The following is a 13,621-nucleotide window of genomic DNA, read 5'->3' as shown; positions in this document are numbered from 1 at the left end:
TGCATGCCGAGCGGAACATATGTCGCGGATCAGATGTCGAGGAACCGGATGTCCTTGGCGTTCTGCTGGATGAACTCGCGGCGGGACTCGACGTCCTCGCCCATGAGCACGGAGAAGATCTGGTCCGCCGCGGCGGCGTCCTCCATGGTCACCTGCAGCAGGGTGCGGTGGTCGGGGTCCATCGTGGTGTCCCACAGCTCGGTGTAGTCCATCTCGCCGAGACCCTTGTAGCGCTGGATCCCGTTCTCCTTGGGGATGCGCTGGTTGTTGGCGAGCCCGCGCGCCAGCGCCTCGTCCCGCTCGGCGTCCGTGTAGACGTAGTCGTGCGGGGCGTTGGACCACTTGATCCGGTACAGCGGCGGCTGGGCCAGGTAGACGAAGCCGTGCTCGATGAGCGGGCGCATGAACCGGAACAGCAGCGTCAGCAGCAGCGTGGTGATGTGCTGGCCGTCCACGTCGGCGTCGGCCATCAGCACGATCTTGTGGTAGCGGGCCTTCTCGATGTCGAAGTCGTCGCCGATGCCCGCGCCGAAGGCGGTGATCATCGACTGGACCTCGGCGTTGGACAGCGCCCGGTCCAGCCGCGCGCGCTCCACGTTGAGGATCTTCCCGCGCAGGGGCAGGATCGCCTGGTGGGCGGGGTCCCGCCCCTGCACCGCCGAACCGCCCGCGGAGTCCCCCTCCACGATGTAGATCTCGGACAGGGACGGGTCCTTGGACGAGCAGTCCTTGAGCTTGCCCGGCATCCCGCCGGACTCGAGCAGGCCCTTGCGCCGGGTGGTCTCGCGCGCCTTGCGGGCCGCGAGCCGGGCCTGCGAGGCGTTGATGGCCTTGCGGATGATCTCCCGTGCGGCGGCCGGGTTGCGCTCGAGCCAGTCGCCGAACCGGTTGTTGACCTCGCGCTGGACGAAGGTCTTCGCCTCGGAGTTGCCGAGCTTGGTCTTCGTCTGGCCCTCGAACTGGGGCTCGGCCAGCTTGATCGAGATGACGGCCGTGAGGCCCTCGCGGACGTCGTCGCCCGTGAGGTTCTCGTCCTTGTCCCGGAGCAGCCTGTTCTCCCGGGCGTAGCGGTTCACGAGGGAGGTCATGGCCGAGCGGAAGCCCTCCTCGTGGGTGCCGCCCTCGTGGGTGTTGATCGTGTTCGCGTAGGTGTGCACCGACTCGGTGTAGGCCGTGGTCCACTGCATGGCGAGCTCGAGGGACATCTTGCGCTCCGTGTCCTCGGACTCGAGCGCGATGACGTCGTCGTGGACGAGGTCGGCCTTCTTGGACGTGTTCAGGAACGTCACGTAGTCGAGCAGGCCGTGGTCGTACTTGTAGACGACCCGCCGGTGCCCGGAGCCGTCCTGGTCCTCGTGGTTGAGCCGGGCCACGTCGGTGCCGCCGTCGCGGCCCTCGACCGGCTCGGCGTCCGCGTGGACGGCGGTGCGGTCCGAGGCGGAGCCGGCGATCTCCTCGCCGGACTCCTCCGGGGCCCGCTCGTCCGTCAGGGTGATGCGCAGGCCCTTGTTGAGGAACGCCATCTGCTGGAAGCGGGCCCGCAGCGTCTCGAAGTCGAAGTCGACGGTCTCGAAGATGCCGGGGTCCGGGTAGAACACCTGGGTGGTGCCGGTCTCCGAGGTCTCCTCGCCCCGGACCAGCTCGCCCTGGGGCATGCCGCCGTCGGCGAAGACCATCCGCCAGACGTGGCCCTGGCGCCGGACCTCCGTCTCGACGCGCCGGGACAGCGCGTTGACCACGGAGATGCCCACGCCGTGCAGACCGCCGGAGACGGCGTAGCCGCCGCCGCCGAACTTCCCGCCCGCGTGCAGGATCGTCATGACGACCTCGACGGTGGGCCGGCCCTCGGTCGGGTGGATGTCCACGGGGATGCCGCGGCCGTTGTCCACGACCCGGACGCCGCCGTCGGCCTGGAGGGTGATCTCGATGTGGTCGCAGTAGCCGGCCAGGGCCTCGTCGACCGAGTTGTCGACCACCTCGTACACGAGGTGGTGCAGCCCGCGCGGGCCGGTCGAGCCGATGTACATGCCGGGACGCTTGCGGACGGCCTCGAGACCTTCCAGGACGGTGATGTCACCGGCACCGTACTCGCGCTTCTGCGGATCCTCTGTTGCCACGGGTTCCTGGCTCCTCCTGTTGGGCACACCGGTCCCGCTCCGGACAGCACAAGAGAACGCCGATGAGACGTTCGGCGGCTCATCGGCTCGTGCAGGATCGGAACGGTTCGACGTCTCCGGGTGCCCGCGCCGCGGGCGGGGTTGTCGCCATCGGCCGTGGGGGCCCGGTCCGTCGATTGCTGTCTGGGATCGATTCTATCGGAAAACCGTGGCCCCGGGGTGCTCCCAGACCCCTCTGAACGGCCTGGAAAGGGCCTCAGGACCACTTTTTCCGCGCTCCGCGACCCCCGGGACGCCCCCGGGGGGCCGCAGCGCGCCACGAGGCCGCTCAGCGGTCCCGGCCGTCCCCGGTCAGCCGTAGGTGTCCCGGGGACCGCGGCCCTGCACCGAGCGGCGGCCGCGCTTCCAGCTCGGGGCCGCGGGGCCGAGGATCTCGATCCGCGTGACGATGCCCTCCCCCAGGTGCTCGTCGAACATGCGCAGCAGCTGCGGCACCATGAGCCGCAGGTTCGCGGCGTAGGCGGTCGAGTCGCAGCGCACGCGCACCACGGTCTCGTCGAAGCTCTCCGGCCGGCAGTGCCCGGCGATGCCCGGGCCCACGAGCTCGTCCCAGCGGGCGAGCACCGAGCCCACGGCGACCGGGGACTTCCAGCCGCGCCCGGACACGAGGCCGTCCAGCACCGCGCCGACGCCCCGGGGGTCGCGGGCGGAGCGTCCCGCCCCGGAGTACCCGCCGAGCGCCCGCGGGTCCACGTCGTTGCCCCGGCGGCCCAGGCGCTCGGCGGCGGACGCGGTGGCCGACTCCATCGCGGCGCCGAAGCCCTTGAGGTTGCGCCGCGCGGCCGCGCCGTGGAGCCGCCCGTCCCCGCGGGCCTCCGCGGCGCGGCGCATCCGGGTGAGCAGCGCCGCGGGGGCGTCGATCTCGTCCTCGATCCGCACGACGTTCGCCTCGGGCACATTCCGCCCGGGCACGTCCGTTCCGGGGGCGGGCGGTCCGGAGCCGGGCGTCCCCCCGGGCTCCCGGGCCAGGCGGTCGCCCTCCTCGCGCGGCGGCCGGATCACGACGACGCCTCCTCCGGCTCCGGGCCGGTGCCGGCGGGCGCCGGCTCGTCGTCCCGGACGGCGGTGCCGGGGCCCACCCGGACCACGTCGTGCGGGCCCGCGACGAGCTCGGCCGGCAGGTCCTCCTCGACCGCGGCGGTCACGAGCACCTGCTCCGCGGAGGCCACGATCGCGGCGAGGCGGCTGCGGCGGCGGGCGTCGAGCTCCGCGAACACGTCGTCCAGGACGAGGATCGGCGCCGCGCCCTCCGCGGGGTCGTCCGCGAGGTGCACGTACCAGGAGCCGAGCCGGAGGGCCAGGGCGTAGGACCAGGTCTCGCCGTGCGAGGCGTAGCCGCGCGCCGGGGCCTCGCCGAGCAGCAGCTCGAGCTCGTCGCGGTGCGGGCCCACGAGCGTCAGCCCCCGCTCGAGCTCGCGCTGCTCCGCGGCCGCGCACGCGTCGAGGACCAGCTGGTGGAGATCCGCCGGGCTGAAGCCGCGCAGCCGCTCGGCGTCCCCGGCCGCGCTCTCGGGCAGCACCGAGGAGACGTAGCGCAGCGTCGTCGCCTTGCTCCCGTCCGTGAGCTGGCCGTAGGCGGTCGCGACCTGGGGGGCCAGGGCGTCGATGAGCTGCAGGCGCGCGTGCAGGATGGCCGCCCCGGCCCGGGCGAACTGGTCGTTCCAGGCGGCCAGCGTCGACCGGTGGACGTCCGTGAACCGGCCGCTCCGGCGGGCGGACTTCAGCAGCGCGTTGCGCTGCCTGAGGACCTTCTCGTAGTCGGCCAGGGTGCCGGCGAGGACGGGGCGCATGGACTTGGCCAGGTCGTCGAGGAAACGCCTGCGGTGGGAAGGGTCGCCCTTCACCAGGGCCAGGTCCTCCGGCGAGAACAGCACGGTCCGCACGATGCCGAGCGCGTCCCGCGCCCGCACCGGGGAGGCCCGGTTGATGCGCACCCGGTTGGCGCGGCCGTCGTTGAGCTCGAGCTCCAGGACGGTCTGCTGAGCGCCCCGCCGCACCCGGACGCGGACGATGGCGCGCTCGGCGCCGAAGCGGATCAGCGGTCCGTCGGAGGACACCCGGTGGGAGGACAGGCCCGCTGTGTAGTCCAGGGCCTCGACGATGTTCGTCTTGCCCACGCCGTTCGGCCCCAGGAACACGGTGGTCCCGGGCGCGAGACGTATGTCCAGATGGGCATACGTCCGGTAGTCGAGCAGTGAGAGGTGGTCGACGAACACGCCGGGATCAGCAGCTTCCGGTTCCGGGCCGGCCGGTCACTGGCTGGGGAGCCGGACCGGCATGAGCAGGTACTTGTAGTCGTCCTTGTCCTCGCCCTCGGGCTCGGCCTGGGCGGAGAGCACGGCCGGCTTGGGCGGGGCGGTGAACGAGAACCGGACGTAGTCGGAGTCGAAGGCGTGCAGGCCCTCGGACAGGTACGTCGGGTTGAAGGCCACGGTGATGTCGTCGCCGGTGAGGTGCGCGTCGAGGACCTCCGAGGCCTGGGCGTCCTCGCCGGTCCCGGCGTCCAGGGCCACCTGTCCTTGGGTGAAGGCCAGGCGGACGGGGGTGTTGCGCTCGGCCACGAGCGAGACGCGCCGGACGGCCTCGACGAGCTCGGTGGTGCGCACCGCCGCGGTGATCGGCGTGTGCTCCGGGAACAGCGAGCGGATCTTGGGGTACTCGCCGTCGATGAGCAGGCTCGTGGTGCGGCGGCCGCCGGACTCGAAGCCGACGAGCTCCGCGGAGTCGGACAGCGCGATGTTGATGTCACCGGCCGGGCCGAGGGTCTTGGCGATGTCGTTGAGGGTGCGGGCCTTGATCAGGGCGGCCGTCGAGATGTCCTGGGCGCTGGGCCGCCAGGTGAGCTCGCGCATCGCGAGCCGGTAGCGGTCCGTGGCGAGCAGCGTCATCTTCTCGCCCTCGATCTCCACCCGGACGCCGGTGAGGATCGGCAGGGTGTCGTCCTTGCTCGCGGCGATGTTGACCTGGGCCACGGCGTGGGCGAACTCGTCGCCGGCCACCACGCCGGAGACGTCCGGCAGCGCGGGGAGCTCGGGGTAGTCGCCCACGGGCATGGCCGCGAGGTTGAACCGGGAGGACCGGCAGGTCAGGGTCACCTTGCCCTCGTCGGCGTGCACCTCGACTGGGGCGGAGGGCAGCGAGCGGCAGATGTCCGCGAGCAGCCGGCCGGAGACGAGGGTGGTGCCCTCCTCCTGGACGTCGGCGCTGATCGACAGCCGTGCCGAGATCTCGTAGTCGAAGCTCGCGATGGACAGCGAACCGCCCTCCGCACGGATGAGCAGGCCGGACAGCACGGGAACCGGGGGCCGAGGAGAGAGGGACCGTGCGGTCCAGGTGACGGCCTCGGCGAGAACATCGCGTTCGACGGAGAACTTCACGAGAGGTTGCTGCCTTTCAGTGTGAGCCAGGAGGGCGGAGCCACGGTTCCGCAGGAACCGGTGCCGGCTGCGCCGCCGGGTGCAGCGGTGCGGACGGTGTCTTCGCCCTCTGCATCGTATCGGTCCGTTTCACGGGACGGCCATTCGGCCGTCCCGTGGCGGCGTTCTTGTGGTTCGGCCGTCCGGAACGGTCCGGACGGGGTCGGAGCTCCAGGATTCTTGTTGTTTGGCCGGATCTCTCTTTAAGGACGGGAGTGTTAATAACCGCTGTGGAATCTGTGGATAACTGCCTCCCGGCTAGCTCCCGGGCGGCGGGAGCCTGTTGAGTTCCTGTGGTTCGCGAACCACAGGAACGCCGGGTGCCGGTGGACGAGATCCGCGCGTTTCCGCGGGTTCCACAGCCCTCCCCCGACTTGTACCGAGGTTCTCCACCGCTCGGAGCGGGAATTCCACAATTTTATCCACAGGTGTGGGTTCTGTCCTGTGCACAGGCGCTCCACAAGGGCGGATCTCCTGTGCAGAACGGTCCTCCCGAGCCCGGGATGCCGCGGCCCGGGCCTGTGGACGAACTACACGAAAGTGGCCCGGCGGGAGTCCGCCGGGCCACTTTCGGAGCTGAGGAGGGGTGGTTCAGCCCTCGCGCTGCTGCTGCTTGATCCGGTTGGTGAGCTCGGTGACCTGGTTGAAGATCTGCCGGCGCTCGGCCATCAGCGTGCGGATCTTGCGGTCCGCGTGCATCACCGTGGTGTGGTCGCGCCCGCCGAGCTCCTGGCCGATCTTCGGCAGGGACATGTCCGTGAGCTCGCGCAGCAGGTACATCGCGATCTGCCGGGCGGTGACCAGGGTGCGGGTGCGGGACTTGCTCTTGAGCTCCTCGAGGCTGATGTCGAAGTAGACCGCGGTCTGGGCCAGGATCGAGGCGGCGGTGATCTCCTGCGCCCCGTCGTCGGTGATGAGGTCCTTGAGCACCAGCTCGGCCAGGGGCAGGTCCACCGACTGCTTGTTCAGCGAGGCGAACGCGGTGACCCGGATCAGGGCGCCCTCGAGCTCGCGGATGTTGGTGGAGATGTGGGAGGCGATGTACTCGAGCACGTCGTCAGGGGCGTCCATGCCCTCGCTGGTGGCCTTCTTGCGCAGGATCGCGATGCGCGTCTCGAGCTCCGGCGGCTGCACGTCGGTGATCAGGCCCCACTCGAAGCGGGAGCGCATCCGCTCGGCGAAGCCGGTGAGCTGCTTGGGCGGCATGTCGGAGGTGATCACGATCTGCTTCTCGTGGTTGTGCAGCGCGTTGAAGGTGTGGAAGAACTCCTCCTGCGTGTGCTCCTTGCCCGCGAGGAACTGGATGTCGTCGATCAGCAGCATGTCCACGTTGCGGTAGATCTCCTTGAAGGAGGAGCCCTCGTCGTCGCGGATCGAGTTGATGAAGTCGTTGGTGAACTCCTCCGAGTTCACGTACCGCACCCGCACCTGCGGGTAGAGGCGCTTGGCGTAGTGGCCGATCGCGTGGAGCAGGTGGGTCTTGCCCAGGCCGGACTCCCCGTAGATGAAGAGGGGGTTGTAGGCCTTGGCCGGCGTCTCGGCCACCGCGAACGCCGCGGCGTGGGCGAACCGGTTGGACTGGCCGATCACGAACGAGTCGAAGACGTACTTCGGGTTCAGCCGTGCGGAGCTGTCCCACTCCCCCACCACGGCCGGGGCGGTGCCGGTGTCCTGCACGGGCCGGCGGGGCGGGGCGGCCTGCGGGTCCCGCGGCGGGGGCAGGGTCCGGTCGGCGGTGCCCAGGCCGGAGCGGGACGCCGGCTCCGCGGCCGGAGCCGCGAGCCCCACGGGCAGCTGGTCGAGGCCCGCGGTCCGCCGGTCGACGCCCACCGTGTCGGCGGTGTCGGCGTGGTCGGCCCGGGCGGGCAGGTCGGTGCGGTTGCGCTCCGCCTCGAGCTCGCTGATCGGGGGCAGCGCCGCACCCGGCGCCGCGGCGCCGGGCTCCGGCGCGGGAGCGGTCTCGAGGTCGGCATCCACGACGAAGGCCACGAGCGTCTCGGGGCTGAAGGCGCGGCCCACGGAGGACCGGAGCACGGACGCCATCTGGTTCTGGAAGAACTCGCGGGTCAGCTCGTTGGGGACCGCGACGAGCAGCGTGGTGCCGATGAGGCCCTGGGGCTGCGCCAGGGAGATGAACCCCCGGTAGCGCCCCGTGGTCATGGGGTCCTCGTACATGTACTGCACGCATTCCGCCCACTGCGCACTGAGCGCCTGATTGTCCTGCGTGCCCACACGTACTCCTGCTGTCGTCGAGATGTCGTCGGGATGACGAGGCGGTGGACGGATCGTCCCGGCCCCTCGGCGGGGATCTTGTCCACAGCGTTGTTCACAACGGTGGAAAAGCTGTCGGGGGCCAGCCGCGAGTGCCAGCCTAGAACATGCGTCAGACCAGTTCATAGCCGTTTTTCAGGCCCTCCGGGAACTACAGGTGTGTAGTTCGGGCCCCGATCCGCGCCGTTCCGCGGCGGGAGCGGGACCGGTTTTCCACAGGATGTGAGAAAGATCCGTGCACAGCTGTGGGTAGGATGTGCACTGCACAGCGGCACCGGGCGTCCCGGCGCCCGTTCCAGCACCGAACAGCTCCCGATACCGCGTCCTCCCCGGCAGTCCCGCTCTCCGCGATCCGGCGCCGGGGCATGTGGCCACCCACCGCGGATTTGACCGGCCCCTGCCCATTGTCTAGGGTGAGACAGTCTTTTGTGTCCACCGTCATGCCCATCCGCATGCTCGGACGCATCCACCAGCACCGCTGTGACCGTCCGTCTCGTCCGCCCCGAACCCGGTGCGGCGAGCACGAGGACGGGCGCACACCCTGACGCCTTTGGAGTAACCAGTGAGCAAGCGGACTTTTCAGCCGAATAACCGCCGTCGCGCCAAGAAGCACGGCTTCCGTGCCCGGATGCGCACCCGCGCCGGTCGCGCCATCCTCGCCGCCCGCCGCAGCAAGGGCCGCACCGAGCTCTCCGCCTGAGCCGGCCCGTGTCGGCGCCGGCGCTCCCGACGACCGCCCCGCGACGGGCGGTCGTCGTCGTGCCGGAGCCGCCTGAACGGCCGGCCCGGCAGGAGCGGGACCGTGCTGCCTGACCAGCACCGGATCCGGACCTCGGTCCAGTTCTCGGCCACCACGCGTTCCGGCGCCCGCAACGGGCGCCGGAACGTCGTCGTCTATGTGCGTCCCACCGACGAGGGCGCGCCGGCCCGGTTCGGGTTCGTCGTCTCGAAGGCCGTGGGCAACGCCGTGCGCCGCAACAAGGTCAAGCGGCGCCTCCGGGAGCTCGCCCAGACCACGGTCAGGCAGGCGCCGTACGGTTACGACGTCGTGGTGCGCGCACTGCCGCCCGCCTCGCGCGCGGACTGGGCGGAGCTGGCCGCCGACTACGCGAAGGCGTGGCGGACGGCCTCCGCGCGGGCCGGGCTCCCCGGGGCCGCCGGGGCGAGCACCACCGCAGAAGACCGACGACCCGCACGGGAGGAGCCGGAGTCATGAGCGAGCACGCTCACGCACCCGAGGACCTCCTTGCGGCGGCTCCCCACGAGTTCGTCCGCCCGGCGTCGGCGTGGCAGGTCCTCTGGTTCCTGCCGCAGAACGCGCTCATCGCGGGCCTCAAGCTCTACCGGACCATCGTCTCCCCCCTGTACGGGGACGTCTGCCGGTACTTCCCCTCCTGCTCGGCCTACGCGCTCGAGTCCGTCACGGTGCACGGCGCCGTGCGCGGCCTGGGCCTCAGCGTCCGCAGGCTCCTCCGCTGCCATCCCTGGGCGGCGGGTGGGATCGACAGGGTCCCGGACGGCGGCCGGGTCTTCCCCGACTTCGCGTCCCTTCCCCGGATCGTCCTGCTGAACCATCCCACCCTTGCCGAGCGCCACCAGCACCACCCCGCCGGGGACACCGGTCCCGCGGCCCAAGGAGAGCCTTCCCCATGAACCTGTTCGAAATGATCCTCTTCCCCTTCAGGTGGGTCGTCTCCGCCGTGCTGTGGGTGTTCCACGAGCTGCTCACCGCCATCGGGATGGACCCCGCCGCCGGCATCACCTGGGTGCTGTGCATCGTGGGCCTGACCCTGGTCATGCGCACGCTGACCATCCCGCTGTTCCTCAAGCAGATCAAGTCCATGCGCGGCATGCAGGAGCTGCAGCCGGAGATGGCGAAGCTGCAGGCCAAGTACAAGGGCAAGAAGGACCAGCTGTCCCGGCAGGCCATGGCCCAGGAGCAGATGGAGCTGTACAAGAGTCACGGCTCCAACCCGTTCTCCGCCTGCCTGCCCATCCTGGTGCAGATGCCGATCTTCTTCGGCCTGTTCCAGGTCCTCAACGGTGTTCCGGGCTCCGCGGCGGCGGGCGAGGGAGTGCACGTCCTGGACGCCGCGACCGTGGAGTCCTTCAACGAGGCGACCTTCTTCGGCGCCCCGCTGTTCTCCACGCTGCTCAACCCGGGCGACGGCAACCACGTGGCCACGATCCTCCTGGCGATCGTGATGATCATCGCGATGTCCGCCTCGCAGTTCTTCACGCAGAAGCAGCTGACGGCCAAGAACATGAGCGAGACCGCCAAGGCCTCCCCCATGTACCGCCAGCAGCAGATGATGCTGTACCTGTTCCCCCTGGTCTTCGCGATCGGCGGCATCAACTTCCCCATCGGCGTCCTCATCTACTGGACCGTCTCCAACCTCTGGTCCATGGGCCAGCAGTGGTGGGTCATCCGCAACAACCCCACGCCGGGTTCGCAGGCCGAGCAGGAGCTCAACGAGCGCCGCGCCGCCAAGGGTCTCCCCCCGCTCGGCAAGACGCAGGAGGAGCACGAGGCCGAGGTCGAGGAGCAGCGCGCCCGTGCCGCCGCGGGACAGCGTCAGCAGCCCGTCGGCAAGAAGCGTCAGAAGCAGCAGGCGAAGCGCAAACAGGCACGATGACCCCCGCCGGTCGATCCGGCTCGACCCCCGCCCCGCACGGGACCGGCACGACCGGCCCCGTGCTTCCACGGCCCCAGGAGACGACATGACCGACATCCGGCAGACCACCCAGGACGCCGACGACGTGCAGCACCCCGTGCCGGCCGACGACGCCGAGCGCGGCGCGCGGACGGAGAGCGCTTCCGCGCAGGAGCCGGGGGCGCAGGACGCCGGCCGGCCGGAGGCCGGGCAGGAGCCCGCCGACAGCGGCGCCGAGGACGGCGCCGCGGCCGACCCGCTCGAGGAGGAGGGCGAGATCGCCGCCGACTACCTCGAGGAGCTGCTCGACACGGCCGACCTCGACGGCGACATCGACATCGAGGTCCGCGACGGCCGCACCTACCTGTCGGTCGTGGCCGACGGGGACGACGACGAGGGACTCGCGGTGCTGGTCGGTGCGGACGGGGAGGTCCTCGAGGCCCTCCAGGAGCTGCTGCGGCTCGCCGTCCTCGCCGCCACCGACCGCCGGTCCCGGCTCGTCCTCGACATCGGCGGCTACCGCCGCCGCCGGGCGGACGAGCTCCAGGACCTGGCGCTCTCCGCCGTGCGCGAGGCCCGGCAGTCCGGGGAGCGCGTGCACCTCGATCCGCTCTCGGCCTACGAGCGCAAGATCGTGCACGACGTGGTCGCCGAGCAGGGGCTCGTCAGCGAGTCCGAGGGCGAGGGGGCGGCACGGCACATCGTCGTGTCCGTCCCGCAGGGCTGATGGCCGAGGACCGGCGCCCCTCCCCCGCCCCGCAGGACCCGCCGCTCCCGGACGCCCGGGAGCGGCGCGCCGCCGAGCGGCTGTTCGGCGAGCGGCTGCCGCTGGCCGAGCGCTACGTGGCGCACCTGGCGTCCTCGGGCATCGTCCGGGGGCTCATCGGCCCGCGTGAGGTGCCGCGGCTCTGGAGCCGCCACGTGCTCAACTGCGCCGTGGTGGAGGAGTGCATCCCGCAGGACGCACGGGTGGCGGACGTGGGCTCGGGCGCCGGACTGCCCGGACTCTGCCTCGCCCTGGCGCGCCCCGATCTGCGGATCACGCTCATCGAGCCGCTGGAGCGGCGCGTCCAGTGGCTCGACGAGGTCGTGGCCGACCTGGGGCTCAGCAACGTGCGGGTGCTGCGCGCCCGAGCGGAGCAGGCCAAGGAGGAGGTCGGCGAGGTGGACGTGGTCACGGCTCGGGCGGTGTCGGCGCTGGTGGGTCTCGTGGACATCACCCTGCCGCTGCTGCGGGGCACGGGCGAGCTCCTCGCCCTCAAGGGACGGTCGGCGGCGGACGAGGTGCGCAGGGCGCAGAAGAAGCTGGACCGGCTGGGCGCCCGGTCCACCGAGATCGTGACGGCCGGGCAGGAACTGCTCGAGGAGCCGACCACGGTGGTCCGGGTCCGGCTCTGACGCGGCGCCGCCGGTGACGTCCGGCGGCGGCGGTAGGCTGGGCGGAGTGTGCCACGGGCGGGGCGCCGCGCTCGGCCCCGGGTCGAGGGCTACCTGACCTGCGGTGCGACCCCAGGCGCCTCTCCCCCGCGGGAGACGTGCTCCGACGGAACGAGTTCGAGACGAACCGGGAAGGTGCGCAGTCAGATGCCGATCGACGACGGCGCGGGAAGTCCCCGAGGCTTCGACGCCGAGTTTCCCCCCGATCCCTCTGATCAATCGATCAAGGTTGTTCCGGACCGGGGTACTCGTGTTTCACGTGAAACGGACGGACAGCTGCCCAAGATGACCACAACGATGGCGGAGGACACGCCGCTGGGGAGGAAGCTCGTGGAGGAGACCAGGCGACGCGCCAGGCTGAAGAAGGTCCAGCTGGAGAAGCCCGCCGCAACGCGGATCTTCACGATCAGCAACCAGAAGGGCGGCGTGGGCAAGACCAGCACGTCGGTGAACCTCGCTGTGGCGCTGGCCCGGCAGGGGCAGAACGTGCTCGTGATCGACAACGATCCCCAGGGGAACGCGTCGACTGCTCTCGGCGTGGAGCACAGCTCCGAGGTCGACAGCACGTACGACGTCCTCATCGACGAGATGCCCATCGCCGACGTGGTGAAGCCCTCCGCAGAGGCGGAGAACCTGTGGGTGGTCCCCGCCACCATCGACCTGGCCGGCGCGGAGATCGAGCTCGTCTCCATGGTCGCGCGCGAGCACCGGCTCCGCCGTGCGATCGAGGCCTACGCCCGTCAGCGGGAGACGGACGGCCTGCCGCGGCTGGACTACGTCTTCATCGACTGCCCACCGAGCCTCGGACTGCTCACGCTCAACGCGTTCGTCGCGGCCACCGAGGTGCTGATCCCCATCCAGTGCGAGTACTACGCGCTCGAGGGGCTCAGCCAGCTGCTGAAGAACATCGAGATGATCCAGAAGCACCTGAACCCGGAGCTGTCGGTCTCGACCATCCTGCTGACCATGTACGACGGCCGCACCAACCTCGCCTCCCAGGTGGCCGACGAGGTGCGCAACCACTTCCCCGCGGAGGTCCTGGAGACCATGATCCCCCGGTCGGTGCGGATCTCCGAGGCGCCCAGCTACCAGCAGAGCGTCATCAGCTACGACCCGAGTTCCACGGGTGCCCTGTCCTATCTGGAGGCCGCCGCCGAGATCGCCCAGCGACCCCAGCGCTGACCGGCTCCACCCGCCCGACGCCCGTCTCCCCCGGAGGCGGGCGTCGTGCTGTCCCCGGACGGGACCGCGGGCGTCGCGCCGTTCCACGTGGAACGGCATTCGGACCCGTGCTGCTCCGCTAGAATTGTCCGGATTGCCGGGCGAAGGAGAGGAACACCGTGAGCGAACGACGACGTGGTCTGGGCCGAGGACTGGGGGCGCTCATTCCGAGCGCGCCCGCGGCGGAGACCGCCGAGCGGGAGGAACCGGGCGCCGGCACTCCTTCGACCCCGCCGGCCGGCTCCGAGACCGCTCCCCCCGTCGGCGGGACGACGCGTGTTTCACGTGAAACGCCAGCGACCACGGCTGCGCCGACACCGGAGGACGTCTCCCCCGCGGACGCCGGCACGGCGGACAAGGATCCGGGGTCCGGAGAATTCCCCCGCCGGGCGAGCGGCGGCAGGGCGGACAGCAGCACGCGGAAGCCGGCCTCGGCGGAACCGCG

At 71.0% G+C, this 13,621-nt stretch carries 12 protein-coding genes; 7 read left to right on the top strand and 5 right to left on the bottom strand.

Annotated elements, in window-relative coordinates; translation table 11 throughout:
- Positions 1 to 29 precede the first annotated feature (29 nt).
- From gyrB to dnaA, 5 genes are all read right to left on the bottom strand, one after another.
- On the bottom strand, positions 30 to 2,117 hold the full coding sequence (gene gyrB / locus AVL61_RS05165; RefSeq protein WP_058873295.1) for a DNA topoisomerase (ATP-hydrolyzing) subunit B: 2,088 nt from the start codon (positions 2,115 to 2,117) through the stop codon (positions 30 to 32).
- A gap of 351 nt (positions 2,118 to 2,468) precedes the next feature.
- Positions 2,469 to 3,176, bottom strand: coding sequence for a DciA family protein (locus tag AVL61_RS05160; protein ID WP_408669409.1), 708 nt, complete (start codon positions 3,174 to 3,176; stop codon positions 2,469 to 2,471).
- On the bottom strand, positions 3,176 to 4,393 hold the full coding sequence (recF, locus tag AVL61_RS05155) for a DNA replication/repair protein RecF (RefSeq protein ID WP_058873294.1): 1,218 nt from the start codon (positions 4,391 to 4,393) through the stop codon (positions 3,176 to 3,178). Before recF ends, AVL61_RS05160 begins: the two co-directional genes overlap by 1 nt.
- A gap of 36 nt (positions 4,394 to 4,429) precedes the next feature.
- A complete protein-coding gene (gene dnaN, locus AVL61_RS05150) occupies positions 4,430 to 5,554 on the bottom strand; it encodes a DNA polymerase III subunit beta (RefSeq protein ID WP_058873293.1) in 1,125 nt (374 codons plus the stop codon).
- A gap of 630 nt (positions 5,555 to 6,184) precedes the next feature.
- Entirely contained in the window at positions 6,185 to 7,768 is a 1,584-nt protein-coding gene (dnaA, locus tag AVL61_RS05145; protein WP_058873380.1) for a chromosomal replication initiator protein DnaA, read from the bottom strand.
- Between the two features lie 658 nt (positions 7,769 to 8,426).
- On the opposite strand from dnaA, the gene rpmH reads away from it, so the two are divergent.
- The 7 genes from rpmH to AVL61_RS05115 all read left to right on the top strand — a co-directional run bounded on the left by rpmH (position 8,427) and on the right by AVL61_RS05115 (position 13,137).
- A complete protein-coding gene (gene rpmH / locus AVL61_RS17310) occupies positions 8,427 to 8,564 on the top strand; it encodes a 50S ribosomal protein L34 (RefSeq protein ID WP_019181680.1) in 138 nt (45 codons plus the stop codon).
- Positions 8,565 to 8,666: 102 nt separating this feature from the next.
- Positions 8,667 to 9,080, top strand: coding sequence for a ribonuclease P protein component (gene rnpA / locus AVL61_RS05140; protein WP_058873292.1), 414 nt, complete (start codon positions 8,667 to 8,669; stop codon positions 9,078 to 9,080).
- On the top strand, positions 9,077 to 9,517 hold the full coding sequence (gene yidD, locus AVL61_RS05135; protein WP_058873291.1) for a membrane protein insertion efficiency factor YidD: 441 nt from the start codon (positions 9,077 to 9,079) through the stop codon (positions 9,515 to 9,517). Before rnpA ends, yidD begins: the two co-directional genes overlap by 4 nt.
- A complete protein-coding gene (gene yidC / locus AVL61_RS05130; RefSeq protein WP_058873290.1) occupies positions 9,514 to 10,500 on the top strand; it encodes a membrane protein insertase YidC in 987 nt (328 codons plus the stop codon). Before yidD ends, yidC begins: the two co-directional genes overlap by 4 nt.
- Positions 10,501 to 10,585: 85 nt before the next feature.
- Complete coding sequence (locus AVL61_RS05125) at positions 10,586 to 11,245, top strand: Jag family protein (protein ID WP_058873289.1); 660 nt, start codon at positions 10,586 to 10,588, stop codon at positions 11,243 to 11,245.
- A complete protein-coding gene (gene rsmG, locus AVL61_RS05120) occupies positions 11,245 to 11,916 on the top strand; it encodes a 16S rRNA (guanine(527)-N(7))-methyltransferase RsmG (RefSeq protein WP_058873288.1) in 672 nt (223 codons plus the stop codon). The genes AVL61_RS05125 and rsmG overlap by 1 nt, the downstream gene beginning before the upstream one ends.
- Positions 11,917 to 12,240: 324 nt before the next feature.
- Positions 12,241 to 13,137, top strand: coding sequence for a ParA family protein (locus AVL61_RS05115; protein ID WP_231738280.1), 897 nt, complete (start codon positions 12,241 to 12,243; stop codon positions 13,135 to 13,137).
- Positions 13,138 to 13,621: the final 484 nt, after the last annotated feature.

The sequence above is a fragment of the Kocuria rosea subsp. polaris genome (genome assembly GCF_001483755.1).
Lineage (GTDB): Bacteria > Actinomycetota > Actinomycetes > Actinomycetales > Micrococcaceae > Kocuria > Kocuria cellulosilytica.
The sequence above is the reverse complement of the archived record's forward strand: the minus strand, read 5'-3'. Positions and strand labels throughout refer to the sequence as shown.